This is a genomic window from Vibrio aerogenes, from assembly GCF_024346755.1.
GTDB classification, from domain to species: Bacteria; Pseudomonadota; Gammaproteobacteria; order Enterobacterales; family Vibrionaceae; genus Vibrio; species Vibrio aerogenes.
In genome coordinates this window covers 2,063,901-2,090,793 of record NZ_AP024861.1, presented here as the reverse complement: position 1 = coordinate 2,090,793, position 26,893 = coordinate 2,063,901, and the positions used below count along the sequence as shown (strand labels likewise).

Genomic DNA, 26,893 nt, shown 5'->3' with positions numbered 1-26,893 from the left:
AATGTCCCGAGTAAAGACCTTGTGAGCCAAAAACAAAAAATTGTAACGAAGTGCTTAAAAACAAGAGTATAAACGGAAGCACTATCAACTCCGTAGCTTTTCAGATCACCAAATGATGAGAATATGACAAACCTCAAACTAAATTTCATTTTGATTTCATTTTTTGTGTAATTTTTATACGAAATGCGTTTTTTTTATGAAAATCATTTTTTAGTTACAATGATTCAGAAATAAATTTTCAGTTTGTCTTTCAGCTGCCCAGCGCTTTTAATTTATTGATCAGAGAAATTGCCTGAGATGCGATTGTTCGCTGCTCATCGAGCACCTCATGCAAAATTTCTTTGGAAGTGAGTGGATTTGCGAGCACGACCCGAAAAACAATTGTATCCATACCATTGAGTTCAACAGGGTTTAGCTGTGTTCTCGAGACAAATGTTTTTCCGGATTCACGCTGCTTTTTTTGGATATACTTTGTCAGTTCATTTAATATCTCATTCATTGCATGTCGCTTTTCTTGCGGACATTGTTTTATACTATCTTTGACAGATTCGGGGAGATAACGATAGGTCAGAATACATAGTTCTGGCTGGGTGATGAGTTCAAAGTCCTGTTGAGAACGAATCAGTTCAGCAAAATACTTCGCCTTGGCAATACTTTCATCAATGAGTAATTCATATCCGGCACGACTGATAATGTGCATACAGGCATAAAGTAAAAATGCCATACCGGACCTTGAACCTTCCAGTGTCCGGCAACCGAGATCTTTTGAGCCTTCTCTCAGGATATATTGTGCATGATGTTCAATGACATGTGTTGCATCAGCATCTTTAAATAACACCATACCTGCGCCCATAGGAAGATAGAGCTGTTTATGCGCATCAATGGTCACAGAGTCGGCTTTTTCAATGCCCTTGAGTAAATACTGATGTTGCTTCGACATCAGGGCAGCACCACCCCAGGCTGCATCGACATGGAAATGACAGCCTTCCTGACGACAAATCTCAGCAATTTCATCGAGTGGATCAACGCTGCCGGTTTCAGTCGTACCGGCAACGCCAATAATAGCAAATGGTTTGATGTTGTTCTGTTTTAACCGGGTAAGCGTGGCTTTTAATTCATCAGGTCTGATTTTGTTATTGTGGTCAGTCGGGACAGAAATTAATCCTTCCTGACCAATGCCTAACAGATCCGCTGCTTTTTTCAGAGAGTAATGCCCACGCTCAGAAACCAGAATTGCCAGGCCATCATAGCCATAATGTTTCATTGCCCGGAGTAATCCTTCCTGCTCAACCCCTTTAAATTGTCCTTCTGCTTTCAGGACATTATTTCTGGCAACCCACAAAGCGGTGAGGTTGGCAATGGTCCCGCCGGAACAAAATGCACCAAGAGAGTGATGAGCACTATGCATTCTTTGCAGGTAAAAATTGTCATCTTCCTGATAAATCAGGCGATGTAGCATGCCAAGAACCTGTCTCTCCAGTGGCGTAAAGACTTTTGAAGTTTCGATCTTTACCAGATTTTGATTTAAAGCGGTCATCAGTTTTGACAGTGGCATTAAGAAGTAAGGAAGTGCCGAAGTCATATGACCGATAAATCCGGGTGATGAGGTGTGAACTGATTGAGAAACGACTTTATCCAGTAAATGTTGAGTATGATCTGATATAAACTCAGGCTGCTCAGGAATATGCGAAGAAAGAAAATCCTGCTCAATTTCTTTTAGTGGGCGCTCTTCAGTGACGATATGATTTCTTAAGAATTCATTCAGATTTTTTGAAAGTCCTTCTTCTATTTTTGTTAATGTAGAATTCCGGTCTTCCGGTACAGTAAAAATCCGGAGCAGGGTATCAAGATTCGCATCTGCTGTTTTTGTATTGCCAGAAGAATTCATGTCATTGTTCAGTTCATAGCTATTATGTACATTGGCGGGACAATCTAAACGAAAATGGAATGAATGTCTCGCGTTAATTCCATAGCTTTACGTCAGGTATGCTGCTTTTGATCATCATGGCTCATCGTCAACGTAAAACTAAACAGATGAATCCCGCCGGAATTAAAATCCTGAAGAGTGAATAATAGAGCTGATTTGCGTATTAAACTCAGAATCAGACAAATTACTGAGTTGATAGAGCACTTCTGCCCCGGTTGTATTTATTTCAACTTCATGTTCATCAATATCCGAATCCTGATCTCTGAATAACAGCAAGTGATAAGCAATTTTGGCAATGTCCAGATAAGAAACATCATGCTCTTTTTCAGAGACTTCTTTGCTGGTTGCGACTGAAAGGTAATCATTGTCGAATCCCCAGGTCTTCAGTACGTAGTAACTGGTTCGATCACAGCGGGATTCGAAAATACGCATTGCCAGGTTATGTTCCAGATAATTTCCCTGTTCCAGGTAATTATGGTATTCATTCAGCAGGCAGAATAAGCCTATATCTGCCAGCAAACCGACCAGCAGGGCTTTATCGTGTTCCAGATAAGCATATGTTTCCGGGTCAATTTCCTGAAATGACTTAATCACCAGAACCATTGCCGCGCATAACTTACGTGAGTTTGTTGCACTTTGACGAAGAATCTGCACGCATTCATCTCTGAGATGAACGGAGTACTTAAGTTGTTTGATGGCTTGTGCTGTCACAATATCTCTGACTCTGTAAATTCCCAGTCTGGATACAGCTGTATTGATATCACTATATGTAATCCCTCTGGAATTAAAAATGACCGAGTTTGCTACACGCAGAACAACTGCAGTCAGGCTTGGATCATTAATTAAACTATCAGCAACGTCAGCGATGGTCGTGGATTCCTGCAGACAAAGTTTCTGAATATCCAGAACAACATGTGGTATGGGAGGCAGTTCAAACTTGCCGCTTTGAATCGAAGACTCAACCATTTGAGCAAATTCTGTCTCAACGGCTTGAAATAATTCTTGTTGGTCAGTCGGCAACCAAAAAAAGGATACATGGTTCATAGTCGTCATATTTAGTGTTGGTTATAGCAATTTTTAGTTCATCTATTAGTTGCAAGTATGGTCGCAAATAAAGTCAGCATCTATGCCAATTAATTGGCACCAGGCTTAAACTGAGAAGACACACGCAGAAATGCCATTCAAAATAATCGATATGCTGTTTGATGGATAGTGTCTCATATCGTATACAGACATGTTTCAAATCGTTTAGTTATATTCCGGCTCAAAGACAAACAAGTCGTTGTTCAGCTTATTTTTTCATATCAGGAATAAGAATCGAATCAATTTACAACGTCAGCCTGAATTCCAAAGGAGAATCATAACATGAGGCTAGCTATATGATAGCAACAAAATTTTTTGATTACCTGTTAAATAGAGAAAAATTTGACACTAAATCGATCTTTGGTGATATCGGAGTATTCTGCCAGGGGGCCATGTTTGCGCTGGTTAATTCTGATTATATTTATATCAGAGGGGGAGGCGAACTTGATAATTTACTCCATAATATGGGGTATACAGGGAAATATGTTCTGGTGAAAAAGCAAAGTTCGGTCCGGGTTAATTATTATAATATTACAGATTTATTTCTGTCCGGTTCTCCGGCGTTTGAGGACATTTTACAAAAGTCCAAACAGTATGCCCTGACGCAAAAGCATCAGAAAACACTGCCGGAAAATAAACGTCTCAGAGATTTACCCAATCTTCATTTAACCATTGAGCGGATGTTAAAAAAATCAGGCGTGCCGGATGTGATGACCTTTTATAAACTCGGTGCAGTTCAGTGTTATTCCAAAGTGAGACAAACTTATGGTCATACTGTTGATGTTAAATTACTTTGGAAGTTTGCCGGTGCAATTGAAGGGATCTACTGGGAATTAATACGAGAGCCAAGACAGCAACAACTCATTTTGGCGTATGAAGCAGTCAGGCAGGCAACAGAGAATTATCAGAGAGAAAAACTCACCTGAAAATACATCTCACTTTACCACAAGAAATGAAATAGCCAGATCAGCTGACCTGGCTATTTCACATTAACAAAGGGAAGTTATTTAAAGCTTAATATTTGAAACGCGCTGTCAGCATGACCTGATCATCATAATTATCATTTAAGCGTGCTTCAGCACCGACAGAAAATAGTTCTGTTGAATGAAATCTGGCATAAACAGAGCCAATCCAGTCATTATTATTATCTAATGTCAGATAGCCGGCTTTTCCGCCCACCTCAAGTTGCGGCCCTAACCACTGACGCACGCCTAAAGTTAATTCCATGCCTGTATCAGTGTCGTTAGAGTGTTCAGGTTCAATCATACGAAACAGCATTTCTCCGGTGAAATCTGCCCAGTTATTCGCAGGTGCATGAAAGCCCAGACCTGCTGACAGATCGTAGTCACCACTGAGCTTTGAATCGACACGACCAATCATATGAGCGTTCGGGTGAATAGACATGCTGAGTTTTGCACCATACGTTGTCGGGCTTAAGCCAATACGGGCTTCATAATAGTCGTAACTAAAGTTACTCATCACTGAGGGATCGTTTGGATCCGGAGCTGCAGCCTGAGAGTAACCAGATGCAAGTAACAACGCTGTTACACCAATAATTTTACGCATAGTTAAACCTTGTGATTTCAAATTCTGACTAAAGGGTAGTGTGTTATCCCACCGTTCATTCCATGATCAAAAACATTTTAAATGTGCTCGCAGGCATCCACCCGGAAAGCGTCATGCTTTTGTCGAGTATACGGGAATAAAGCAAATATAATGCCATTTTAGAGAAAGAAAAATGTTAAACTGTATGTAATTTCACCACTTACTAACCAGATCGACTGCATCACCAAATGGGTTGGTGGGTTATTCGCCAAAATCATGACGGTGTTTTGACATGGCCGCAAGAATTTCTCCGGTATTCAGAACCGGCATCCATCCGGTCAGATCGGATTCGTTTTTTATCATATATTGTGTGAGTTGATTTTTGACAATGTCACGTAACTGATCACCTTGCCAGGGTTTACTGATATAAAAATCAAGGCAGGCATGGTTAATCGCTTCAACAGTATCATCCAGGCCAGCCTGGCCGGTTAAGAGGACTTTTCTGCTATTTAAGGTTGATGCTTCCTGATTTAATTCAATTAGAAACTCAATACCCGTTTGTTCCGGCATAATATGGTCACATAAAATAAGCGCCAGTTTGATCCCCTGTTGTGCGTATTCAGCAATGACTTCTTTTGCTTCAGACACTGATTCTGCTGCTTCGAGCGTGAAATGCTCTTCGAAAATATCTAAATCTTGTGAGACACTGTCGAGAATTTCTCTCTCATCGTCAACGCAGAGAATTAAGTAACGTTGATTCATAAGCTCTCCTGGCTGATTTGCCGTATCTGATTAATGGATTGATTGTTATTGTGCGGATAAATACACATGGATTGATGTACCTTTCCCAACTGTTGAATCGAGATCAATCCAGCCGTGATGTTGCTGAATAATTTGCTGACAAACAGAGAGCCCGATACCTAATCCGAAATTACCTTCTTTCTTTGTCGTAAAGTTTAGTTCGAAAATATGTGCTTTCATTTCTTCGGCAATACCGATGCCGTTATCCTGCACGGTAACCCTGATATATGGCTGTCCATGATGTTTCAAAGTGGCCGTGATAATTTCAAGTTGTCCGTTTTTTTCCGGTAATGCGTCAATAGCATTTGAAATAAGATTGACCCACACCTGCTGTAAGGCCGTCGGTTGGCCGGTAATCAGCGGCAGTGTGTCATATTCTTTGATCACATGGTGTCGTTTGAGTTTGTTTTCAAAAATGACCAGTGTATCCTCGAGACCTTCATGAATATCAACCTGACAAATACGTTCCTTATCATCTCTGGCATAACTTTTAAGCCCCTTCACCATGTCAGCTATTCTTTGTGCACAAACCTGAACTGATCGCAGCGTACTGCCGGTTCTGGCAACATGTTCCAGTTGGCTGATGTAGTCGTGAGCGCCTGATGCATTTGTTTTGATCTGATGCAGGATATCTTCCCGGGCATCGAGGCGAAGTTTAACCAGCTTTTTAGCGAGATGACGATCGCCCAAAGTTTTTTCAAGTGTCCGGCTTCGCTGTCTCTCCTCTGAGGTTGACATTGGAGAAATCGTCATAGATTGATGCAGTAACTGATTAGCATCTGGTGGGAATATTTCCGGATAAGTGTCAAAAATCCACTGAACTTCCTGTGATAATGTTTCAACCCCACGCAGAATAGCGGCGACAGGATTATTCAGTTCATGTGCGACACCTGCAACTAACTGACCCAGAACGGCGAGCTTTTCCTGATCAATCAGTTGCTTTTGTGTGGACTCCAGCGATTCGAGCGTTTCTTCCAGTTTAAGTTTGGTTAAAATGCTCCTTTGCAGCCGGCGGTTAAAGTGTCTCAGCAGTAAATTCGTAAACAGTGGCAGTAGCTGGCTGTCAGAGTGCATCACCCGTGAAAATACATCTCTGTCGAGTTTGATGACATGTGTTTTTGTCAGTGTAATCGCGGTTGAAAAAGAGAGTTCACCAGTGACGAATGACATACCACCCACAAGGTTGCCTTTTTGATGGCGTACAACCTCCCGGTCCTGTCCCTGTTCATCTTTTTTAAATAATGCAACTTCGCCGTTAGTGATGAACCAAAGGTACTGATTTTCTTCTCCTTCTTTCGTTAACAGATGATTTGCAGAATAAGTTCTGCATGCCTTCGTTTCATCTTTCTTTTCAAAAAAAGCATAGAGTGAAACAATGACATTTTCAGCCAGTTCACTATCCGGCATTTGATGATAATCGTTAATAAAACCCTGTCTGAAACGACGCATTGAATTATCAATGTGAGCCCGCATCAGCTTTTTAGAATCGAGCTCATGACTATAATTCAACAGATTTTCAGGGTCTTTCTCCAGAATATAGTGTGTTAACTCTTTATGGACCGTTTTATACAGAACCTTATCCTGAAGGGGTTTTGTCAGACAGTGGTCAAGCCGGCCTTCGTTGACTGCGGATAAGATTGCCTGAATATCTTTTCCGGCACTGATCAGAACTTTTCTGGCTGTTTTTGTATGGGGGAGCTGATCGAGATGAATGAGGAAATCGGCGCCTTGCAGAGCATGATGATGACTGGCAATCACCAAGGCGACATCTTGTGAGTGTTCATGGATAAAATCGAGTGTTTGCTGAGCTTCTGTCAGAGAGTCGACATAATACAGGTCAAACCTCCCGGCAAACGGCATCAGCTCATTCTGATATTGCTCAACACTTACCGGATTATTATCTAAACAAAGAATGGCATAATCGTTCACATTATTCTCGATTTAACAACTATGTTACCTAAAATTTACCATGGATCCGTCATTAAGGATGAGACCCAGGTTTTATAATGCCGCTTTACATGTTAAAACAGACAGCGGTTACGGTCGCTATATATCCACACAACCTGAACACCTCATCTTCAGGCTGTGTGGATATATCAGTTTAAAAAATTCTGTTGGACAAATCATTTGTTTAACCTGATTGAATCTGGCCGTATTGATTGAAAATAACAGAGAACTACGATAATGAGTCAAATAAAGAAATATGCAGCAGTTGGTGGTGCTGTTTGTCTTGTGGCCTGTTGGCCACTGGTTGTCGGACAAATAACTCAAAATGCATTTGATAGAGAAATGAGTGCGTTCTCAAATCAGTGGGTGGAAGGGAAAACGCTGACTTATGATCGTGGTTATTTATCCACTCAAGTTGAAGTGGAAATGACCGTGGTGGATCCAGAGCTGAAAAGCAATTTGCAGGCCGATGGTTTTCCTGTTTCCCTGATATGGCGCAGTGACATTCGTCATGGCATTTTTTCTGTGGATGCGGAAACAACACTGAAAAATTATCCTGACTTTCCGCTTGTTATCAAAACCAGCACCAGCCTGGTGGGGAATTCTGATTTTACCACGACGCTGGGCAAGATGGATTATCATGGCAAAAATGATGAGACATCATGGGCTTTGACAAGCGATGAAGCTGTGCTTAACGGGCATGCCAGAGCCACGGGCGAGGTGAATTATCAGTATCAGATTCCGTCCTTCGTCATGAATTTCGCTTCGGAAGAGAAACTGTCATTTGAGCATGTTTCAGGGAATGGAGAAGGAAAGAAAGAAGGGTATTTCTGGCTGGGTAAACAACACCTTAATACGGAAAAAGTCACATTTGAAGATGTATTGTCAGGAAATCAGGTCGAGCTGAATCAATTTAATTTCGAATCAGGTTTGTCTCAGAATGCTGACGCAAGCCGTATGAGTATGAATCAGGTCGTTAAAACGGCAGCGATCACATCACCGATGGGGAACCTGACCGGACTGGAAATGGATTTCTCTATCGTTAATCTGGATAAAGCCAGTGTAACAAAAATCGTATCTGCGGCAGATAAAGCGAAATCTTCCGAAGCCGTGCAAATCAGTCAGGCTGAAATGATTGACGCTCTGAATCAACTGGTGAAGCAAGGCTTTTCTGTTATTTTGGATCGTCTGAATATTGGTTTAGATGATGGTCAGGTACAAACATCAATGAAACTGACTTTGCCGGAGGGAATTGAGTCCGTCACAATGAATCCGCAGCAACTGCTGCATAAGCTCGAGGGTGAAATCCACGCGACAGTGCCGGTGAGTCTGATTGATAAAGATCCGGATCTGCGCAGAGGCATTGATGAGTTGATTGTCATGGAGATGGTGCAACAAAAAGGGGATGTCTATGTGACAAATACAACCATCAAGGATGGCAATCTCATTTTTGAAAGCGGTGAAAAAATGCCGTTAGCTTCCTCTCTGATGATGCTGATGTACTTGTCCCGGTAAAACTGAATCTGTCATCAAAAAGGAAAAGAGGTGCTTTGCGCCTCTTTTCTGTCTTATGCCTCTTTTCTGTCTTATGTCTTATATAGCCAGACCAACATGCTCTGGGGCCAATATCTTTTTTACCCGGTAATTTTTACCCAGTAACTTTTTTGCCCGGTAACTTTTTTTGTCAGAGAAAAAGTGTTATTAATCGTATGAACCTTTCTTTTTCTCTTTGATCGTAGGAGTAAATCATTCATGGAGCCAAATGCTGACACTGTATTCAATTTCAGTGCAGGTCCTGCTGTTTTACCAAAAGCTGTAATGCAAAAAGCACAAGCGGAATTTGTTGAATGGCATGGCCTTGGAACATCGGTCATGGAAATCAGCCACCGCAGTAAAGAATTTATTGAAGTCGCAAATCAGGCCGAGCAGGATCTCCGGGATTTGCTGAATATCCCGGACAACTATAAAGTCCTTTTCTGTCAGGGTGGCGCGCGAGCTCAGTTTGCAGCGGTCCCACTGAACCTGTTGGGAGCTGCTAAAAAAGCAACTTATATTGATGCCGGATATTGGGCTGAGAGCGCGATTGAAGAAGCGCGCAGATATTGCGATGTTGATATTTATGAAGCAAAAACAGAATGTGACGGACTCGTTGCGGTAAAACCTGCAAGTGAGTGGCAGGTGAATGCCGAATCTGCTTATGTTCATTTCTGTCCGAATGAGACGATTGATGGTATTGAAATCAATGACCTGCCGGTAACAGATAAACCCATTGTCGCCGATATGTCATCGACAATTCTTTCCCGTGAGATTGATGTCAGCAAATATGGTGTCATTTATGCCGGTGCTCAGAAAAACGTGGGTCCGGCAGGTATTTGTATTGCGATTGTTCGTGATGATCTACTTGATTTGGCCAGTGATGTGCTGCCTTCCGTGCTGAACTATAAGATTCTGGCTGAAAAGGACTCGATGTTTAATACACCACCAACATTTGCCTGGTATTTATCAGGGCTGGTTTTCCAGTGGCTGAAAGCGCAGGGTGGGGTGAAAGTGATAGAACAGGTGAACCGGAAAAAAGCCGCTTTGCTGTATGATTATATTGATCAGTCTTCTTTCTATAAGAATAAAGTTCATCCGGATAACCGTTCGCTGATGAATGTTCCTTTTCAGCTCGAAAACCCTGATTTGGACAGCACTTTTCTCGAAGAAGCAGCAGCGCAGGGACTGGTCGCACTGAAAGGTCACCGGGCTGTGGGTGGAATGAGAGCTTCCATTTATAACGCAATGCCGCTGGAAGGTGTTCAGGCGCTGGTTAACTTTATGAAAACCTTTGAAGAAAAATACGCCTGAAGCGTATTTTCCGGATTCAGATGAAAGTGAAGCGCGATGGTTTATCGCGCTTTTTTTGTCTTTCTCTTTGGCGAATGGGTGGGTTGGGCGCCAGACTTTGACTGGTTCCGTGACTGAGATGATTGAGGTTGCTGCTTATCTTTGTTATTTCGTTGTCCGTTTTGCATCAAACCCGGCTGATTTTTGGTATGTTTTGTCGCAAAGCGGTTTGAACCATGCCGGCCAGATTTTCTGCGCTGTGCGGGGGTATGGCTGTTTTGCGGGTCCTCTGCAGGAATCAGACATCCGGGCTTGTCACCAATGAGATGCTTTTTATTCATTTTGATTAAAGCTTCCCTGATCAGCGGCCAGTTTTTCGGGTCGTGATAGCGGAGTAAGGCTTTATGCAAACGTCTTTGCCTTTCTCCTTTTGCGACAGGAATAACATCCCTCTGCTTATATTTGACCCGTTTCAGCGGGTTCGTTTCAGAGTGGTACATCGCCGTTGCATTACACATCGGCGAAGGATAAAAATTCTGGACCTGATCGCATTCAAAGTTATTCTGTTTCAGCCATAAAGCCAGATTGAGCATATCTTCATCTTCTGTACCGGGATGAGCAGAGATAAAATAAGGAATCAGGTACTGTTTTTTACCGGCTTCTGCGCTGAACTTTTCGAACATGGCTTTAAACTTGTCATAGGTGCCCATGCCCGGTTTCATCATCAGATCAAGCGGTCCTTTTTCTGTGTGTTCCGGTGCAATTTTCAGGTATCCGCCCACATGATGAGTGACCAGCTCTTTGACATATTCCGGCGACTCGATTGCCAGATCGTAGCGAACCCCGGAGGCAATCAGCACTTTCTTAATGCCATCGACGCCGCGGGCAGCACGGTAAAGATCGATTGTATGTTTATGGTCAGTGTTCAGTTTGTGACAAATTCCCGGAAAAACACATGAAGGACGGCGGCAATTTGCTTCCGCTTTCGGATCTGAACAGCCAAGGCGGTACATATTGGCCGTCGGCCCGCCAAGGTCTGATATCGTTCCGGTAAAGCCCGGTACTTTATCGCGAATCTCTTGCAGCTCTTCAATAATGGATTCCTGAGAGCGATTCTGGATAATTCTGCCTTCATGTTCTGTAATCGAGCAAAAAGAACATCCCCCAAAACAGCCCCGCATAATATTGACAGAGGTTTTAATCATGTCATAAGCCGGAATTTTGGATTTGCCGTAGCGGGGATGCGGTGTTCTTGCGTAGGGCAAGCCAAAAACAAAATCCATCTCTTCAGTCGTGAGCGGAATCGGGGCCTGATTGACCCACAATTCGCGATCACCATGTTTTTGTATTAATGCTCTTCCGGAATATGGGTTGGTTTCCAGATGAAGAATACGGCTTGCATGGGCATACAAAATCCGGTCATTGAGCAGTTTTTCAAATGAAGGTAACCGGACTGCTGTCGTTTTTGCATCATGACGGGAAGGACGGACCGTAATAGGCTGAGATTGTTCATTATTCTTATTGGTTTCGCAGGCCGTTTCGGTTTGATAAGGATTGACCGGCACAAACGGACGTCCTGGTTTTTCAATTCTCGATGAATCAATCACCCGGAAATTTTCTGGTGCAGCCTGTCGAATCACTGCTGTACCGCGAATGTTTTGCAGCGTTTCCACCGCCTCACCACCTGCAAGCCGGTGAGCGACCTCAATTAAGGCTCGTTCTGCGTTACCAAACAGAAGTAAATCGGCTTTTGCATCGAATAACACCGAACGGCGAATTTTGTCAGACCAGTAATCATAATGGGCCACACGTCTCAGGCTTGCTTCAATCCCCCCCAGAATTACCGGCACATCCTTATATGCTTCGCGGCATCTTTGAGAATAAACCAGTGTTGCCCGGTCTGGCCGGCGACCTCCCTGATTATCCGGCGTGTACGCATCATCATGGCGGATTTTCCGGTCAGCAGTATAACGGTTAATCATCGAATCCATATTGCCGGCCGTGATACCAAAAAACAGGTTCGGTTTGCCAAGGGCCATAAAATCCTGCTTATCTTTCCACGCCGGCTGGGCAATAATACCGACCCGGAAACCCTGAGATTCAAGTAAGCGCCCGATAATCGCCATACCAAAGCTTGGATGATCGACATAAGCATCACCGGTTACGATGATCACATCACAGCTGTCCCAGCCCAATTTCTCCATTTCTTTTTTACTGGTCGGCAGAAAAGGCGCGGTACCGAAACATTCCGCCCAGTATTTTTTGTGTCCGAAAATTGGTGTAACAGCGTTGTGCATTTTTTGACCTCATCATTTTGTGGCGGGAATTATAGCGGGGGCCGATAACGAAAACCAGCCATATTGATATCCGGGAAAATCAGATCAGAAACAAAGGGTGATGATTTCGTTCTTTGCGCCTGACCGGTTTTGATATAATCTGCGCCTAACCTGAATCTGAATTGCTGTAAATTATGATGTTATCTGCTTTTTTCTCTGCACTGATCCCAATGCTTGCAGGGGCCCAGTTGATTTTGACCTTAGTTTTGATGAAAGGAGAAATCTGCCCCGGTCAAAGAGGAAGGATTCACCGGTTATTTCCGGTACTGGCGTTATTGTGGGCAAGTGTGGCGGTTCAGCATTTACTGGCTATGGTCGTCACTGCTTTGATCGCCGGGCTTTATACCCGGGTGAAAACAGGGAAAACCCGTGACTCAGGGCCATTGATGTTGTTATGGCTGGCTGATATGGCAGCACTGGTTCTGGTGATCATGACGATAGTCGGGATGCCGGACTGGATTGGTGGGGTCGTGATTGCTTTCTCGACTATTTTGTCCGGTGCAATCAGTGCCCATTTGTTATTGGTCATGGCGAAATCCCGTTTGCAGGCATTTCATAAATTACTTCCGGCTGTTGGCGTTCTGGCGGCAATGATGATCACAGTCTGCATTGTTCCGTTTACTTACGGGCTTTCGGATGAACAGCTGTCGATCATGACTTCTTCTGTTTTAATCTATTTCAGTTTGATGATTGCCGGGTTGTTGTTGTGGTGCTGGCATCTGTTTCTGTCTTCAACTGTGAGCCGGGTGTTGTTGGCCCTGTCATGCCTTTTGCTCCTTTCATCGATGACCGGCTTTAACTCGCTGTATCAGCACAATTCACAAAATCAACACATTCAGTTATCTCAGCAGAGCCTCAATTGTCCGGCTCACCAGCCTGATTGTGTGATACAGCGTCCGGATTCACGCTAAACCGGACAATTCTTCCATGATATTTGCGCGCTGATGACAGATTTGGGGCTACGCTTGAATAGGTGGTATTTTTTCGTGGCAGATCTGCAGAAGGAGAGTATCGCGATGGATTTATCAAATGTCGGGAAACTGGATAGTCCTATTTTGCTTGGTATTGTGAATGAAAAGCTTCGTCTGGAGTGTGATAGCTTTGACGATTTGACGGTAACTTATGAGTTTGACTCCGAACTGGTCATCGATAAGCTGGCGGGGATGGGATATCAGTATGATCCGCTGACGAATCAGTTTAAGGCCATTTAATTCGTTGATATACCGGAGAGTGGCTCACTGCTCCCGGTATTTTTATGCCGGAGAAAGCGTGCTTTTATTGCTGGGCTTCTTTGAGTGGCACATAAAAAGATTGCTTGGGTTTGTCGAGCACCACATGTGTTTTTACCCGCTGAATCTGAGGATTTTCCTGCATCAGTAATTCAATAAATGCGTCATAAGCGACCGCATCTGCGGCAGTCACAACAATCATCAGGTCAACCTGACCAGTCACATAATAAATTTGCTGAATATTATCTTTCGCTTTTGCCCATGCTTTAAACCGGGCCAGTACCTCGTAGTTATCCCGTTCAATTTCCATTCCTGCGATGAAAGTCATGGTATGTGTCAGATATTGGGGGGCAACAACCACGATTTCATTGAGGATGACTTTTTCCTCACGCATTTTTTTGAGTCTTCTTTGTACTGCGGAAGTGGATAAACCAATTTGTTCTGCAATGGTTTCAGTCGGTATTCGACTGTTTTTTTGCATCAGTTCAAGTATTTTTTTATCAAAATCATCCAGCTGCATGTGTTTGGCTCCGGGTGAGGCTGAATTGAGTGTCTTGAGATTAATTCATCTCATACAGACAAACAAGGTTGTTTTTATTGCTCGGTTTTTGCACATTTCATGTGCTTCATTGAGTCATCTGAAGTGTATTTTTCTGCTTTGTTTGCTATAGATCCCAAGAAAATGTTGAAAAAGGTAGTGGTTCTGAAGCACTATAGAGATCTCAGAATGATTTGGTTTGTGCATATATATTCATTAAGTGTGCATATTAAAGTGGTTGAGCCTGATTGGAAATGAGCGAGATACGGATGTTTTTCCTTATTTCGATTGAGGCTGCTATCCACCCGGATGATAATGAGCCGACAGCTATATATGAATAAAAAAACAGCTGGGCCGAACAAGAATACAGAATGAGATCATCAAACAACATCGCATTTCGTAATATCTGAAGTTACGGAAAACATACAAAGAATAAGGGATAGTAGATAGTATGAATAAACACGTAAAATCACTACTGACTGGTGCTTTGATTTCATATACCGCGCTGTCAGGTTATCAGGCTGTTGCCGCTGAGTCTGCTCTGGAACAAATCGTCAGTAAAGGTGAACTGAAAGCCTGTTTTGAAGCAGGTTATATGCCTTTTGAGATGAAAACGAAAGATGGCCGCTTCATCGGTTTCGACCTGGATATGGCGAAGCATATGGCGAAGTCTTTGGGCGTGAAGTTTGTTCCGGTCAATACTGCATGGGATGGCATTATCCCGGCGCTCCAGACGAATAAGTGTGACATTATTATTTCGGGTATGACGGTGACGGCACAACGCAACCTGAAAGTTAACTTTGCTGACCCTTACATTGTTATTGGTCAGTCTGTGCTTGTTTCACCTAAACTTGCCGGAAAGATTAAAAGCTACAAAGATCTGAATAATCCTAAATATACAATTACCAGTAAGCTTGGTACAACGGGCGCTCAGGCAGCGAAACGCTATATCCCGAAGGCAAAGTTGGATTTGTTTGAAACCGAAGTCGATGCGGTTTTACAGGTTTCTAACGGCAAAGCAGACGCGTTTGTCTATGACCTTCCATATAATGCAATTTACTCCTCTCAGCATCAGCAGCAGGTGGTGCATCTTGATGAGCCATTCACCTATGAACCGCTTGGGTGGGCGATTCGTCAGGATGATCCGAACTTCCTCAATGTCCTGAATAACTACCTTCGTCAGGTCAAAGGGGACGGCACCTATCAGCGAATTTACGATAAATGGTTTAAATCTGATAAGTGGCTGAAAAAAGTTCAGTAACAACCAGATCATCGTGAACAGGTATTCTGAGCAGGTATTGTTCATACTTGCTCAGACAAATCATACAAAAAGAGAAAGATTAAAATGCAATCAAAAACCAGTCGCTGGATAGGGCACTTCATCTATGCAGTTATCATGGTGATGCTGGTCGGGTCGGTTTATCTGTCTGGCAAAAATATTAATTATAACTGGCACTGGGAACGTTTGTGGCCTTATGTTGTTAACACTGAAATGCAGGATATCCGTGCGCATGGCGATGGTGTTGCCACATTGACTGATGGGGGGCAGATTACCATCGAATTCGATAATGGGGACACAGATCAGGTTGTCAGGAAATATGACCAACTGATCGTCGGAGACGGTGATCTGGTGTTTGAGGGAGATACGATAGCCCAGCTTCATGACTGGAAATTTGGCCCGATTGCCCTTGGTTTATGGATGACCATTAAAATTTCTTTTATCTCGCTGTTTTTTGCCGTGATTTTAGGTCTGGTCTTCGGGTTGATGCGGGTGGCAAAGAATCAGGTGGCCAGAGATCTGTCGCTTACCTACGTTGAACTGATTCGCGGGACACCGCTGTTGGTTCAGATTTTCATTGTTTATTTCTTTATTGGCACGGTGTTAGACCTTGACCGGTTTACTGCCGGCGTTGTTGCACTGTCTATCTTTACCGGTGCTTACGTTGCTGAAATTATCCGGGCCGGGATTCAGTCTGTCGCAACCGGGCAGATGGAGGCAGCACGATCACTTGGGATGACTTATCCGCAGGCGATGAGCTACGTGATTCTTCCTCAGGCACTGAAGAAAACATTACCGCCGTTAGCCGGGCAATTTATTAACCTGATCAAAGATTCTTCACTGGTTTCTGTTATTTCAATTACTGATTTAACCAAGGCGGGCCGGGAAGTTGTGGCAGGTAGTTTTGCACCATTTGAAGTTTGGTTTACGGTTGCTGCACTTTATTTGTTAGTAACCGGCACATTGTCGTGGGCCATTCAGGTATTAGAAAAGAGGTTATCTGCCAGTGACTAGAGAATATACAGGTGAAAACATGGTGGTGGCCACGGGGATTGAGAAATTTTACCCGAATGGTTGTCATGCTTTAAAAGCGGTCAGTGCCACTGTGAAACGGGGAGAAGTGGTCGCTATTATCGGTCCTTCCGGTTCAGGAAAGTCGACATTTTTGCGCACGTTGAATCAGCTGGAAGTGATTAGCGAAGGGCAGATTATTGTTGATGGCATTGATATGTATGATCAGTCGACTGATATCAATCAGCTGCGTCAGAATGTCGGCATGGTTTTTCAGAGTTTTAATTTATTTCCACATAAAACGGCTTTGCAAAACGTCATGCTGGCACCATTGAAAGTGTCTAAGCGTCCGGCGAAAGAAGTCGAGGCCATGGCGAAGGAATTAATTGACCGTGTCGGTTTGTCTGACCGGATGAATAATTACCCTTCCCATCTGTCGGGCGGGCAACAGCAGCGGGTCGCGATTGCACGGGCACTGGCGATGCAGCCTGATTTGATGCTGTTTGATGAACCAACCTCCGCACTTGATCCGGAAATGGTTGGCGAAGTACTGGATGTCATTAAAGGCCTGGCGGCAGAAGGGATGACGATGATCATTGTGACCCATGAAATGGGCTTTGCCAAAGAAGTGGCTGATCGGGTTTTATTTATGGAAGATGGCGCCTTGTTAGTGGATGATTCACCCGCTGCAGTTTTTGACAGCCCTGAACATCCACGTTTGCAACAATTTTTAGCCAAAGTTCTCTGATAAATAAAGTTCTATGATATATAGAGTTCTCAGATAAATTCAGTCTTCAATACGTGCAATCTTTAAAATAGATACAGAGCCTGAAAATTTGAAAATGAAGGAAAACCGATCAGATATCTCTGGTCGGTTTTTTTATGTTTGAACGTGATACCAAATACAGTTTGGTCATGCTGATCAGTCTATCCATCGCGGTTGCCCAAAGAGGCGATTTTGACGCCATCCAGATGGGCTTTACATTGCTGACGGGCGACTGAAAAAAATGACTGGATATATCGCTTTTCTTTTTCACTGTTGCGGATCGCAGCAAAAAGCCTGCGCCACAGCCCTTTATCGCCAAGCGGCAGGCTGGTAATGAGTTTCTGCCTTGAAAACTCACTAATCGCCCAGTTTGGTAACGCTGCGACGCCAAGACCCGCTGACACCATTTGCACCAGCATCAATGTATTATCGGCCTGTTTCCATCTGACCGGCTCAACATGATCAGGCTGAAGAAAGTGCTTATAAACATCCAGCCGCTGTTTTTGCACCGGATAAGTCAACATGGTTTGATCAGCCAGATCCGCAGGCTCAATATGAGTGCGTCCGGCCAGCGGATGATTGATGGCTGTCACCAGACGCATTTCAAAATCAAACAAGGGTTCATAGTGAACTTCAGAACGGGGCAATATATCTGAAGTAATGACTAAATCAAGCTCACCGGCAAGCAATGCCGGCAGGGGATCAAAGCCAAAGCCTGAAGAAAAGTCCAGTTCGACCTGAGGCCATGCCACCTGGTACTCACGGATAGCGGGCATCAGCCACTGAAAGCAGGAATGGCACTCAATGGCCATATGCAGACGCCCGTTGATATCTTCTTTCAGCCCGGCAACTTCATGCTCTGCCCGTGTCACTTTCGGCAGAATCTCATCGGCCAGCCTCAGGAGTATTTCTCCTTCAGGTGTGAATCTGACCGGACGTGTTTTTCTGAGAAAAAGCTGCCCGCCAATCCGCGATTCCAGATCTTTGATCTGGTGTGAAAGTGCTGACTGTGTCAGGTGTAAGGCTGTTGCTGTTGCTGTGAGAGAGCCTGTGTCCCGCAAAGAAACTAATGTCCGTAAATGCTTTATTTCAATCATGAAATTTCCTCAGTCCATGCAAATTATCATGAATTTTTTTCTAAGTTACTGTGAAATGATGTACATGTAAACATCCAGACGTCCGTTTGTAGCAAAAATTTTGTTCTGAATGTTATGAACATGAATAATTTTCATAGCTTTGTTGAATAATTGTAGGTTGTTTATAAACACATTTCGCAAGATATTTTAGCCATCCAGACATCTTTAATGCAGTTTACCTGCTTTGATAAACACATCGTATTGTTCAATAATCAGAAGGATAACAACATGGCTGTCACAACACATATTCTGGGCTTCCCGCGGATTGGTGAAAAAAGAGAATTAAAATTTGCACTGGAAAAGTACTGGCGTGGCGAGGTCACTCAATCTCAACTGGAAGAAACAGGCGCAGCCATTCGCCATGAAAATTGGGAGCTGCAGGCGGACAATCATTTAAGCTATGTCACTGCCGGTGATTTCGCCTGGTACGATCATGTGCTGACCACCTCGCTGCTGCTGGGTCATATTCCGGCCCGGCACCGGCAGGGGTCACCGACACTGGACACTTTATTTCAGGTTGCACGGGGACAATCACAACACACTTGTGATTGTCATGGTGTCGCTGCATCAGATATGACTAAATGGTTCAACACCAATTATCATTATATCGTGCCTGAATTCAGCGCTGATGATACGTTTGATGTGACATGGCAACAATTATTCGATGAAATCGGAGAAGCGCAGCAGCGGGGACACTCGGTTAAGCCTGTGCTTCTTGGTCCTTTAAGTTACCTTTATCTGGGGAAATCTGTGGATGACGGTTTTGACCGCCTGACACTGCTGCCACGTCTTATTCGTGCTTATCAGAAAATTCTGGCTCAACTCAGCCAGCAGGGAGTGACGTGGCTTCAGATTGATGAGCCAATCCTGGCGCTGGAGCTTGATGCCGACTGGCTGGGGTCATTTAAGCTGGCCTATGAGATGCTGGCCGGGGATGTCAAACTATTACTGACAACCTATTTTGACGGTATTTCCGGCGTGATTGATGACATTGTGGCATTACCTGTCAATGGCTTACATATTGATGTGGTGTCTGCCGCGGATCAGCTTTCACCGGTCTTGGCTAAACTGCCGGCTGACTGGGTTTTATCGCTTGGTGTTATCAACGGAAGAAATGTCTGGCGGGCGGATCTGGCTGCACTGCTGAAACAGCTTGAGCCGGTTCATGAGCAGCTGGGTGACCGCCTGTGGGTTGCCAGCTCATGCTCTCTGCTACACAGCCCGGTTGATTTGGCACCGGAAACTCAGATGAATGCGGATGTGAAATCATGGTTTGCCTTTGCAAGGCAGAAGGTGAAAGAAACCGGGTTGTTAGGCGCTGCACTTAATGGCAATCCAGAGGCTATTGAATTTTGTCATCAGTACAGCCAGCCGATTGAAGCCCGTAAGGCGTCTCAACAGGTCCATAAACCACAGGTACAGGCACGTCTGAAAACAATCACAGATGCGCTTGCAACGCGGACACTCCCGTATGAAGCGCGGGCAAAAGCACAAAAATCGGCATTAGGGCTGCCATTTCTGCCCACCACAACCATTGGCTCTTTCCCGCAAACGAATGATATCCGGCAGCAGCGCAGTGCGTTTAAGCAGGGAAAAATTACTGAATCCGAATATGAAGAGAGTCTGAAAGCACATATTCGTGATGCCGTTGAACGACAGGAAGCTTTAGGACTGGATGTACTGGTTCACGGTGAAGCAGAACGAAATGATATGGTGGAATATTTTGCCGGGCATCTGACTGGTTTCCAGACCACTCAATTTGGCTGGGTACAAAGCTACGGGTCCCGGTGTGTCAAACCAGCGATTGTGGTCACCGATATTGAACGTGACAAGCCGATCACAGTTTCATGGTCTCAGTATGCTCAGTCACTGACATCTAAACAGATGAAAGGCATGCTGACCGGCCCGGTCACCATTTTATGCTGGACTTTCCCGAGGGAAGATATTTCCCGCAAAGAAATTGCACAGCAACTGGCTCTGGCACTGCGGGATGAAGTGGATGATTTGCAGGAAGCGGGGATCAATATTATTCAGATTGATGAGCCTGCTATTCGTGAAGGTTTGCCGCTGAAAAAACGGGATCATCAGGCTTACCTGGACTGGGCGGTGCAGGCATTCAGAATTTCAGCATCCGGAGCAAAACCTGAAACTCAGATTCATACTCACATGTGTTACAGCGAATTTAATGAAATTATTGAGTCTGTTGCAGCACTTGACGCTGATGTCATCACGATTGAAACATCCCGCTCAAATATGGCACTGCTCGATGCATTTGAAAAATTCAATTATCCGAATGAAATTGGTCCGGGGGTGTATGACATTCACTCGCCCAATATTCCGACAGAAGCATGGATAGTTGATTTACTGAAAAAAGCTGCTGAAGCCATTCCTGCTGAGCGCCTCTGGGTGAATCCGGATTGTGGCCTGAAAACCCGCGAATGGGCAGAAACAGAAGCCTCACTGAAAAATATGGTTTCTGCAGCGAAAACGTTGCGTCAGGAGCTGGCTGGGTGATTACATCCGAAGGTGAATGATGAATTCCAATCCGGAAAATAAACTGATCATCGGAATATACCTGATGGTACAAACATACAACGTCGTTGGTGCCCCTGAGAAGGGGCTTTTTATTGATTATTATCATTAAATTTTTTTGAATTGAACTTTATTAATAGACATCAGTCCTAAATTGCGACTAGATAATCACTATTTTTGAAGATACGGATTCATTTTATGACCAAACGCTGGTTGATATCTGCAACCGCCGCTGCCGTGATTATTGCCAGCGGTGTTTATTTTTACTCAAATGATCATTCTCCTCACCCTCTTTTCGAAACAGTTCATGCTGAGAAGCGAACGATTAATAAACAGGCGATAGCTGTCGGAAAAATGGTGCCTGCGCATTCTGTTGCGATTAAATCTCAGATTAACGGTATTGTCGGGAAAATTTATGTAAAAGAAGGAGAAAAAGTCAAACAGGGGCAGCCGTTAATTAAAGTGCGTCCCAATCCAACCCCTCAGGCATTAACTGATGCCACGACAGAACTGATGCAGAGTGAAGCTTCCATGGAATCAGCCCGGCAAAGCCTGGCGAATCTGCAAAGTCTGGTTGACCAGAATATTATCCCTGATAACTACGATGATTATGTGCGCGCTAAAGCCAACCTGAAGGCAAGAAAAGCTGAAGTGGCGCAGAAAAGACATAATCTTGAACTGATTCAGAGTGGTGAAGCTTCTGTGGGCAGTGCCCGTTTGACATCGACAATTTATGCACCGATTGACGGCACGGTTCTGAATATCAAAGTCGAAGTCGGGGAACCGATTATTTCCACGGAATCCAGCCAGTCAGCCACAGAAATGATGTCGCTGGCTGATATGAGTAATGTCATTTTCAAAGGCAGTGTCAGTGAACATGATGCGGCATTGCTCAGGCAGGGTATGAATGCCACGATGACGGTTGCACCATACCCTGACATGGAAGTGAAAGGTATTTTGGATAAAGTTGCGATTCAGTCTGAAACTCTGAATGGGTCTGATGGCATCTCCGGTAACAGTTTTGACAATGGATTTGGTGTTGAAATCAGTCATCTGGTCATTCCTGAAGGGATGAATCTGCGTTCCGGGTTCTCTGCGACCGCACGGATTATTCTCAAGCAGGTAAAAGACGTCGTGAGTCTGCCGGAAAGAGTGCTGAAATTTGAAGATGAAACTCCGAATGTGTTGTTGCCGGATGATTCAGAGCAGGGTTATCACGAGCAAAAAGTTCAGTTGGGCCTTTCTGATGGTATTCATGTTGAAGTCCTTCAGGGGATTGATGACGGACAAACGGTGGTTGATAACAGCATGTTAGGAGATTCCGATGACTAATGCCCGGTTCCTGCGTCATTCTTTGCCGCTGATGATGACGCTTGTTCCCTGCATGACGCATGCGATGTCACTGGATGAAGCATGGCAGGCTGCTCAGAAATATGCGCCTGAACTGAATCAGGCAAAACTGGATGTTCGGATCAGTGAATCCGGCAAAAAGATAAACCGTGGTGCGTTGCTGCCTTCATTGAGTGCAGGCTCTTCCATTGACTGGCAGGAAAGAGAAGGCAACAGTCATGGCTATCATGTCACACTAAAACAATCAATCTGGGATAGTCGCTCATGGACTGCTCTGGATCAGGCAAAAGCAGATGTCGTAAAAGCCCAACTGGAGCAAAATCAGGTTCGCAATGATTTGGCAGATAAACTGATCACCGCTTACCTTGATTTAGCCAGTGCTCAGGGGGATTTACATCTTGCTCAGCAAAAGCTGGCGGAAGGTAATAAACTGCTGAAAATTACCCGGCAACGTTATAAAGCCGGTAAAGTGAAATCAATTGACGTTGAAGAAATGTTGGCAAATCAGCTGAATGAGAAGTCTGCTATTCTTCAGGCAAAGATTTTACTGGCAGAGAAGCAGGCGGCTTTTTCCTCACTGATCAGTGCATCTCCGGCTGAGTCGTTCCCGGAACAACAGAAAACAGAGCCGGTTGATGAAGTCGATACACAGCTTGTCAACCCGCCGTTGTTGCCGGTCAATACCGAAGCACAATGGCTGAAACTGGCGAAAAATCACAGTCCGGCACTGTTGGTCGCCAGTCAGCAGCTCCGTTTACAGCAGCTTGAAAAAACTCAGGCAAAAAATGGCTATTATCCGTCGCTTGAAGGTCACGTCAGCTATCAGGATAACGATAATCTCCCGCATGGTGAGATGAATGCCGGCATTTCTTTATCACTGCCACTGGATTTAAACGGGGCAACCCGGGCGAAGGTGGAACAGGCCGGGTTGAAAATTCTCCGGGCAAGAGAGGCGGTGCGTCAGGTCGAAATTAATCTCACAAAAGATATCCGGCGACAGTTTGCTCAGCTGGCGTTAAATCAGGAGCAGGTGGCGATAACCAGAGAACTTGTTGCACATCAGACCCGTGTTTTGCAGAGTAAAGAAACACTCTTTAATGCCGGCCTGTCTGAGGCCTCTGATGTGATTGAAGCGCATAATGCGTTATTTACCGCCAGAAATGATCTGAAAAGCAATCTGTACCAGTATTGGCGCCAGCAGGCAGGATTGCTGTTAACCGCCGGACTCCTCGATGATCAGTCAATTGCGGCGATATCAAAGGCATTTAACTCATGATGGCAATTTTGCAACAGACGCTGCAAACCCTGTATGCCTACAGGATGAAAAGTTCGCTGGCAATCATCGCCATTGCGTGGGGAGTGATTTCTGTTGTGGTATTAATTGCGCTGGGTGAGGGCTTTTACCGACATCAGATAGACTCGTTCCGCTTCATGATGAATCAGACTCAGATTGTCGTTCCCACACAAACCGGCAAACCCTGGCAAGGTTTACCGGCCCGCCGTGAACTGAAAATGACCGAATCTGTCATGCAGCGAATTGAGCAGGCCGGATTTATTCAGAGCTATTCTGTGCGCTATAAACAACGGGAAGCCCGGGTGACCGATAACAAGGGACATTTTCTGACTTCTGAGGTGAGCGGTGTCGGGACAAACTATCTTCAGTTAGCGACGCTGAGTCTGCAGGAAAATTCCCGCCCGATATCGCCGCTGGATATCGAACATCACAGCCGTGTGGTCGTTGTGGGGGATCGTATCGCAGCGATGGGCAAAATATCCCTGAATGATACGATTAAGATTAACGGGATTCCTTTCCGGGTTATTGGTTTATTAAAAGGGAGCGATCAAGGGTTCAATTTTGGTGATCGCAGAAGCGTGATGATTCCGGTTTCAACATTTAAAGACCTCTGGGATTTACTGCCAACCATGTTATTTCTTCAGCCTGAAAAGGGGATCACCGGCCCGGTTTTGCGGAACAATATTTTGCGTTTTTACGCCGGACAAATGCATTTCGACCCAACTGATCACGACGCCATGTGGATTCCTGACTTCAGCGACGGAGCCAAAATGATTACTGCTATTTTCCGCGGCATTCAGGCGTTTCTTGGCGCCAGCGGGATAATGACGATGGCTGTTGGTGCGTTGGGTGTGGCGAATATTATGTTTTTATCGGTCACTGAGCGAACCCGTGAAATTGGTGTCAGGATGGCGATCGGAGCGACGCGACGTTCTATTTTGAGCCAGTTTGTGACCGAAGGGATGATTCTGATTGCTATTGGCAGTTTGATCGGATTTGCAGTGGCTGCAGGTATTGTCGCTGTTCTTGAACGTATGCCCCTGCCGGACTGGCTGGGGGTGCCGGTGATTACACCCGGCGCGGTTATTATCACGCTGATCGTGACAGGTTTTCTGGCATTTCTTGCGTCGTATTTTCCGGCCCGGCGGGCATCTGATCTGACGCCCGTTCTGGCGCTGAGTGCGAGGGGGTAATCATGCTGCTTCCAATCAGACAAATTTTTCAGGAGATGGCGGCAGAGAAACTCCGCCTGGTATTGACGATATTCGCCGTTGCCTGGGCGACTTTATGTATTGCCGGCATGCTGGCCGTCGGTGAAGGGTTACGTGCAGGTATTATTCGTGTTGTACAAAATGGCAATGGCAGCCTGATACATGTAACAGGCGGGATCGCCAGTATTGATAACGGGACTTTCTATCAGGGAAAAGCACTGACACTCAAAGCAGAAGATGCAGAAATTTTGCAGACATTACCTACCGTGGCTCAGGCTTTGCCCAGTGCTTCATGGCAGGAAGAGTTGCACTATCAGGATAAGTACGCATGGCGTCAGCCCACCGCGGTTTCTGCCGGTTATCAGCATATGAATCATCTTCAGGTTCTGCCGGGGGGACGCTGGTTTAACCCGATGGATGCCCTTGAAATGCGCAAAGTCATTGTGCTGGGATATAACGCTGCAACCGATTTATTTAATGAGGAACAATCCGGTATTTTTGATACCGTTGACCTGCAGAAGAATCCGGTTGGCAGAAAAGTCAAAGTAGGTGATAAAGAGTTTACCGTGATCGGCGTTTTAAAAAAGAATGGCGGACGCATTGAAGGCGGCCGGTCGATTAATTACGCCAGCTTTGTGCCGTTTGCTACATGGCAAAGTTTTCACCGGAATCAATCAGTCACGGCCATTAACGTATTACCAAAGGTGGGGGCTGACCGGGCGGCACTGGCAGGCATGCTGAAACAGCTGTTGATTCGCCATCATGGTGCGAGCCTGAAGGATCAGGAAGTGGTTCAGGCCCAGGATATATTTCTTGAACAAAAAAGTATGCAGCGCTTTTTGATTGGTTTACAAAGTTTTCTGGGAATTATCGGCCTGATCACCCTGATGGTTGCCGGCGTTGGGATCGCCAATGTGATGTATGCGACCGTCCGGCGCTCCACCCGTGATATTGGTGTCAGAATGGCGGTTGGTGCTACGCCAGGGTCGATCCGGCTGCATTATCTGGTTCAGTCACTGTTAACCATGGCGCTGGGTGGATTGTCCGGTTTAGTGATGACCTATGCTGTGGTTTCATTGATTCAGATGCTGCCTCTGAGCGGAAACGTCGTGTACGAAGAATTGGGGCAGCCCGTACCACAATTATCCTGGATGATTATTACCATTGTCATATCGACACTGGCACTAATCGGGATTGCCGCGGCCTGGTTACCCGCAAATAAAGCAGCACAAATTACGCCGCTTCAGGCATTACAAAGTGAATAAACACCATCTGTAGGGAATGCCTGATCAATAAAACCGTCGTTAATAAAACAGTAGTCAATAAAACAGTAGTCAATAAAACAGTAGTGAAAAAATGAATAGTGAGAAACAGAGCACAGGCGTTAATCTGGTCCGGTTGCAACAGATATGTAAGCATTACGAAGGCGGCCAGACAGTCGTAAAAGCGCTTGATGGTGTTGATCTGACCATTCAGCGTGGTGAGTTTTTGTCGATTCTCGGGCCTTCAGGCTCCGGTAAATCAACATTGATGAATGTTCTGGGATGTCTGGATAAACCGACTTCCGGAGATTACTGGCTCGATGAGCAGGATGTTGCCTGTTTGTCTGGCAGGGAACTGGCAAAAATCCGCAATCAGCGGATTGGGTTTGTCTTTCAGAGTTTCAATTTACTTGAGTATGTGACTGCACTGGATAATGTCGCTTTGCCACTGGTCTATGGCGGCGTGAAAAGTAAAGAGCGCAAGGCGCGGGCAGCCACTTTACTGGAACGGGTTGGATTGGGTGACCGTATGCATCATAAGCCGAATCAGTTATCCGGCGGACAAAAGCAGCGTGTGGCGATTGCCCGGGCTCTGGTGAATGACCCGCAAATCCTGCTGGCAGATGAACCCACAGGTGCACTGGATTCAAAGTCAGGTGCTGAAATTGAAGGTCTGTTCAATGAGCTTTACCGGGAAGGCAGAACATTAATTCTGGTGACACACGATAATGCACTGGCTGAGAGAACAAAACGTATTGTGACGATTAAAGATGGGTGTATAGTTTCAGATTATTGTCCGGAACAAAACTTATCCTGAACA

General features: G+C 44.9%; 22 protein-coding genes. 14 read left to right on the top strand and 8 right to left on the bottom strand.

The annotated features are described in order from the left end of the window. Nucleotides 1-250: 250 nt before the first annotated feature. Both panP and OCV29_RS09245 read right to left on the bottom strand, forming a co-directional pair. Nucleotides 251-1,888, bottom strand: a complete 1,638-nt coding sequence (panP, locus tag OCV29_RS09250) for a pyridoxal-dependent aspartate 1-decarboxylase PanP (RefSeq protein WP_073603049.1) — start codon at nucleotides 1,886-1,888, stop codon at nucleotides 251-253. 162 nt (nucleotides 1,889-2,050) lie between these two features. Beyond that, a complete protein-coding gene (locus tag OCV29_RS09245) occupies nucleotides 2,051-2,971 on the bottom strand; it encodes an HDOD domain-containing protein (protein ID WP_073603107.1) in 921 nt (306 codons plus the stop codon). Nucleotides 2,972-3,306: 335 nt separating this feature from the next. Here OCV29_RS09245 and OCV29_RS09240 point away from each other — a divergent pair, with 335 nt between their 5' ends. Continuing rightward, nucleotides 3,307-3,936: a TfoX/Sxy family DNA transformation protein gene (locus OCV29_RS09240; protein ID WP_073603048.1), complete on the top strand. Its 630-nt coding sequence runs from the start codon at nucleotides 3,307-3,309 to the stop codon at nucleotides 3,934-3,936. A gap of 88 nt (nucleotides 3,937-4,024) precedes the next feature. On the opposite strand, the gene OCV29_RS09235 is transcribed toward OCV29_RS09240, so the two are convergent. The 3 genes from OCV29_RS09235 to OCV29_RS09225 all read right to left on the bottom strand — a co-directional run bounded on the left by OCV29_RS09235 (nucleotide 4,025) and on the right by OCV29_RS09225 (nucleotide 7,285). Further along, nucleotides 4,025-4,576 (bottom strand): hypothetical protein, encoded by a 552-nt coding sequence (locus tag OCV29_RS09235; RefSeq protein WP_073603047.1) that lies wholly within the window; start codon nucleotides 4,574-4,576, stop codon nucleotides 4,025-4,027. Between the two features lie 240 nt (nucleotides 4,577-4,816). Next, nucleotides 4,817-5,317, bottom strand: a complete 501-nt coding sequence (locus OCV29_RS09230) for a response regulator (protein WP_073603046.1) — start codon at nucleotides 5,315-5,317, stop codon at nucleotides 4,817-4,819. 45 nt (nucleotides 5,318-5,362) lie between these two features. After that, nucleotides 5,363-7,285 carry an ATP-binding protein gene (locus tag OCV29_RS09225; protein ID WP_073603045.1) on the bottom strand — a complete coding sequence of 641 codons (1,923 nt, stop codon included), beginning with the start codon at nucleotides 7,283-7,285 and terminating at the stop codon, nucleotides 5,363-5,365. Between the two features lie 255 nt (nucleotides 7,286-7,540). On the opposite strand from OCV29_RS09225, the gene OCV29_RS09220 reads away from it, so the two are divergent. Beyond that, a complete protein-coding gene (locus OCV29_RS09220) occupies nucleotides 7,541-8,818 on the top strand; it encodes a DUF945 family protein (RefSeq protein WP_073603044.1) in 1,278 nt (425 codons plus the stop codon). 237 nt (nucleotides 8,819-9,055) lie between these two features. Further along, on the top strand, nucleotides 9,056-10,150 hold the full coding sequence (gene serC / locus OCV29_RS09215) for a 3-phosphoserine/phosphohydroxythreonine transaminase (RefSeq protein ID WP_261887309.1): 1,095 nt from the start codon (nucleotides 9,056-9,058) through the stop codon (nucleotides 10,148-10,150). 41 nt (nucleotides 10,151-10,191) lie between these two features. Here serC and OCV29_RS09210 read toward each other — a convergent pair whose 3' ends face one another. Next, nucleotides 10,192-12,426 (bottom strand): YgiQ family radical SAM protein, encoded by a 2,235-nt coding sequence (locus tag OCV29_RS09210; protein WP_073603042.1) that lies wholly within the window; start codon nucleotides 12,424-12,426, stop codon nucleotides 10,192-10,194. A gap of 233 nt (nucleotides 12,427-12,659) precedes the next feature. Between OCV29_RS09210 and OCV29_RS09205 the strand changes: the two genes are divergently transcribed. Continuing rightward, entirely contained in the window at nucleotides 12,660-13,376 is a 717-nt protein-coding gene (locus OCV29_RS09205; RefSeq protein ID WP_139281537.1) for a hypothetical protein, read from the top strand. A gap of 105 nt (nucleotides 13,377-13,481) precedes the next feature. After that, a complete protein-coding gene (locus tag OCV29_RS09200; RefSeq protein ID WP_073603040.1) occupies nucleotides 13,482-13,676 on the top strand; it encodes a DUF4250 domain-containing protein in 195 nt (64 codons plus the stop codon). 64 nt (nucleotides 13,677-13,740) lie between these two features. Here the strand turns inward: OCV29_RS09200 and OCV29_RS09195 are convergent, their stop codons facing one another. Continuing rightward, nucleotides 13,741-14,214 (bottom strand): Lrp/AsnC family transcriptional regulator, encoded by a 474-nt coding sequence (locus OCV29_RS09195; protein WP_073603039.1) that lies wholly within the window; start codon nucleotides 14,212-14,214, stop codon nucleotides 13,741-13,743. A 469-nt stretch (nucleotides 14,215-14,683) separates the two neighbouring features. On the opposite strand from OCV29_RS09195, the gene OCV29_RS09190 reads away from it, so the two are divergent. From OCV29_RS09190 to OCV29_RS09180, 3 genes are all read left to right on the top strand, one after another. Next, a complete protein-coding gene (locus OCV29_RS09190) occupies nucleotides 14,684-15,493 on the top strand; it encodes a transporter substrate-binding domain-containing protein (protein WP_073603038.1) in 810 nt (269 codons plus the stop codon). Between the two features lie 84 nt (nucleotides 15,494-15,577). Continuing rightward, a complete protein-coding gene (locus OCV29_RS09185) occupies nucleotides 15,578-16,525 on the top strand; it encodes an amino acid ABC transporter permease (protein WP_073603037.1) in 948 nt (315 codons plus the stop codon). 19 nt (nucleotides 16,526-16,544) lie between these two features. After that, nucleotides 16,545-17,270, top strand: a complete 726-nt coding sequence (locus OCV29_RS09180) for an amino acid ABC transporter ATP-binding protein (protein ID WP_084193269.1) — start codon at nucleotides 16,545-16,547, stop codon at nucleotides 17,268-17,270. A 179-nt stretch (nucleotides 17,271-17,449) separates the two neighbouring features. On the opposite strand, the gene metR is transcribed toward OCV29_RS09180, so the two are convergent. Continuing rightward, nucleotides 17,450-18,385, bottom strand: a complete 936-nt coding sequence (gene metR, locus OCV29_RS09175) for an HTH-type transcriptional regulator MetR (protein ID WP_073603035.1) — start codon at nucleotides 18,383-18,385, stop codon at nucleotides 17,450-17,452. A gap of 267 nt (nucleotides 18,386-18,652) precedes the next feature. On the opposite strand from metR, the gene metE reads away from it, so the two are divergent. The 6 genes from metE to OCV29_RS09145 all read left to right on the top strand — a co-directional run bounded on the left by metE (nucleotide 18,653) and on the right by OCV29_RS09145 (nucleotide 26,890). Beyond that, nucleotides 18,653-20,938: a 5-methyltetrahydropteroyltriglutamate--homocysteine S-methyltransferase gene (gene metE / locus OCV29_RS09170; protein ID WP_073603034.1), complete on the top strand. Its 2,286-nt coding sequence runs from the start codon at nucleotides 18,653-18,655 to the stop codon at nucleotides 20,936-20,938. A 216-nt stretch (nucleotides 20,939-21,154) separates the two neighbouring features. After that, nucleotides 21,155-22,288: an efflux RND transporter periplasmic adaptor subunit gene (locus OCV29_RS09165; protein WP_073603033.1), complete on the top strand. Its 1,134-nt coding sequence runs from the start codon at nucleotides 21,155-21,157 to the stop codon at nucleotides 22,286-22,288. Beyond that, complete coding sequence (locus OCV29_RS09160) at nucleotides 22,281-23,582, top strand: TolC family protein (protein ID WP_073603032.1); 1,302 nt, start codon at nucleotides 22,281-22,283, stop codon at nucleotides 23,580-23,582. Before OCV29_RS09165 ends, OCV29_RS09160 begins: the two co-directional genes overlap by 8 nt. Next, nucleotides 23,579-24,793 carry an ABC transporter permease gene (locus OCV29_RS09155; protein ID WP_073603031.1) on the top strand — a complete coding sequence of 405 codons (1,215 nt, stop codon included), beginning with the start codon at nucleotides 23,579-23,581 and terminating at the stop codon, nucleotides 24,791-24,793. Before OCV29_RS09160 ends, OCV29_RS09155 begins: the two co-directional genes overlap by 4 nt. Before the next feature lie 2 nt (nucleotides 24,794-24,795). Beyond that, on the top strand, nucleotides 24,796-26,076 hold the full coding sequence (locus OCV29_RS09150) for an ABC transporter permease (RefSeq protein ID WP_073603030.1): 1,281 nt from the start codon (nucleotides 24,796-24,798) through the stop codon (nucleotides 26,074-26,076). A 91-nt stretch (nucleotides 26,077-26,167) separates the two neighbouring features. Beyond that, the gene (locus OCV29_RS09145; RefSeq protein ID WP_073603029.1) at nucleotides 26,168-26,890 is read left to right on the top strand and encodes an ABC transporter ATP-binding protein; all 723 of its coding nucleotides are present in this window, start codon (nucleotides 26,168-26,170) and stop codon (nucleotides 26,888-26,890) included. Nucleotides 26,891-26,893 lie beyond the last annotated feature (3 nt).

What these genes read in the sequence shown, in the direction of transcription:
- panP (WP_073603049.1), bottom strand. Translation starts at nt 1,888, where the DNA reads ATGAATTCTTCTGGCAATACAAAAACAGCAGATGCGAATCTTGATACC.
- OCV29_RS09245 (WP_073603107.1), bottom strand. Translation starts at nt 2,971, where the DNA reads ATGAACCATGTATCCTTTTTTTGGTTGCCGACTGACCAACAAGAATTA.
- OCV29_RS09240 (WP_073603048.1), top strand. Translation starts at nt 3,307, where the DNA reads ATGATAGCAACAAAATTTTTTGATTACCTGTTAAATAGAGAAAAATTT.
- OCV29_RS09235 (WP_073603047.1), bottom strand. Translation starts at nt 4,576, where the DNA reads ATGCGTAAAATTATTGGTGTAACAGCGTTGTTACTTGCATCTGGTTAC.
- OCV29_RS09230 (WP_073603046.1), bottom strand. Translation starts at nt 5,317, where the DNA reads ATGAATCAACGTTACTTAATTCTCTGCGTTGACGATGAGAGAGAAATT.
- OCV29_RS09220 (WP_073603044.1), top strand. Translation starts at nt 7,541, where the DNA reads ATGAGTCAAATAAAGAAATATGCAGCAGTTGGTGGTGCTGTTTGTCTT.
- serC (WP_261887309.1), top strand. Translation starts at nt 9,056, where the DNA reads ATGGAGCCAAATGCTGACACTGTATTCAATTTCAGTGCAGGTCCTGCT.
- OCV29_RS09210 (WP_073603042.1), bottom strand. Translation starts at nt 12,426, where the DNA reads ATGCACAACGCTGTTACACCAATTTTCGGACACAAAAAATACTGGGCG.
- OCV29_RS09200 (WP_073603040.1), top strand. Translation starts at nt 13,482, where the DNA reads ATGGATTTATCAAATGTCGGGAAACTGGATAGTCCTATTTTGCTTGGT.
- OCV29_RS09195 (WP_073603039.1), bottom strand. Translation starts at nt 14,214, where the DNA reads ATGCAGCTGGATGATTTTGATAAAAAAATACTTGAACTGATGCAAAAA.
- OCV29_RS09190 (WP_073603038.1), top strand. Translation starts at nt 14,684, where the DNA reads ATGAATAAACACGTAAAATCACTACTGACTGGTGCTTTGATTTCATAT.
- OCV29_RS09185 (WP_073603037.1), top strand. Translation starts at nt 15,578, where the DNA reads ATGCAATCAAAAACCAGTCGCTGGATAGGGCACTTCATCTATGCAGTT.
- OCV29_RS09180 (WP_084193269.1), top strand. Translation starts at nt 16,545, where the DNA reads ATGGTGGTGGCCACGGGGATTGAGAAATTTTACCCGAATGGTTGTCAT.
- metR (WP_073603035.1), bottom strand. Translation starts at nt 18,385, where the DNA reads ATGATTGAAATAAAGCATTTACGGACATTAGTTTCTTTGCGGGACACA.
- metE (WP_073603034.1), top strand. Translation starts at nt 18,653, where the DNA reads ATGGCTGTCACAACACATATTCTGGGCTTCCCGCGGATTGGTGAAAAA.
- OCV29_RS09165 (WP_073603033.1), top strand. Translation starts at nt 21,155, where the DNA reads ATGACCAAACGCTGGTTGATATCTGCAACCGCCGCTGCCGTGATTATT.
- OCV29_RS09160 (WP_073603032.1), top strand. Translation starts at nt 22,281, where the DNA reads ATGACTAATGCCCGGTTCCTGCGTCATTCTTTGCCGCTGATGATGACG.
- OCV29_RS09155 (WP_073603031.1), top strand. Translation starts at nt 23,579, where the DNA reads ATGATGGCAATTTTGCAACAGACGCTGCAAACCCTGTATGCCTACAGG.
- OCV29_RS09150 (WP_073603030.1), top strand. Translation starts at nt 24,796, where the DNA reads ATGCTGCTTCCAATCAGACAAATTTTTCAGGAGATGGCGGCAGAGAAA.
- OCV29_RS09145 (WP_073603029.1), top strand. Translation starts at nt 26,168, where the DNA reads ATGAATAGTGAGAAACAGAGCACAGGCGTTAATCTGGTCCGGTTGCAA.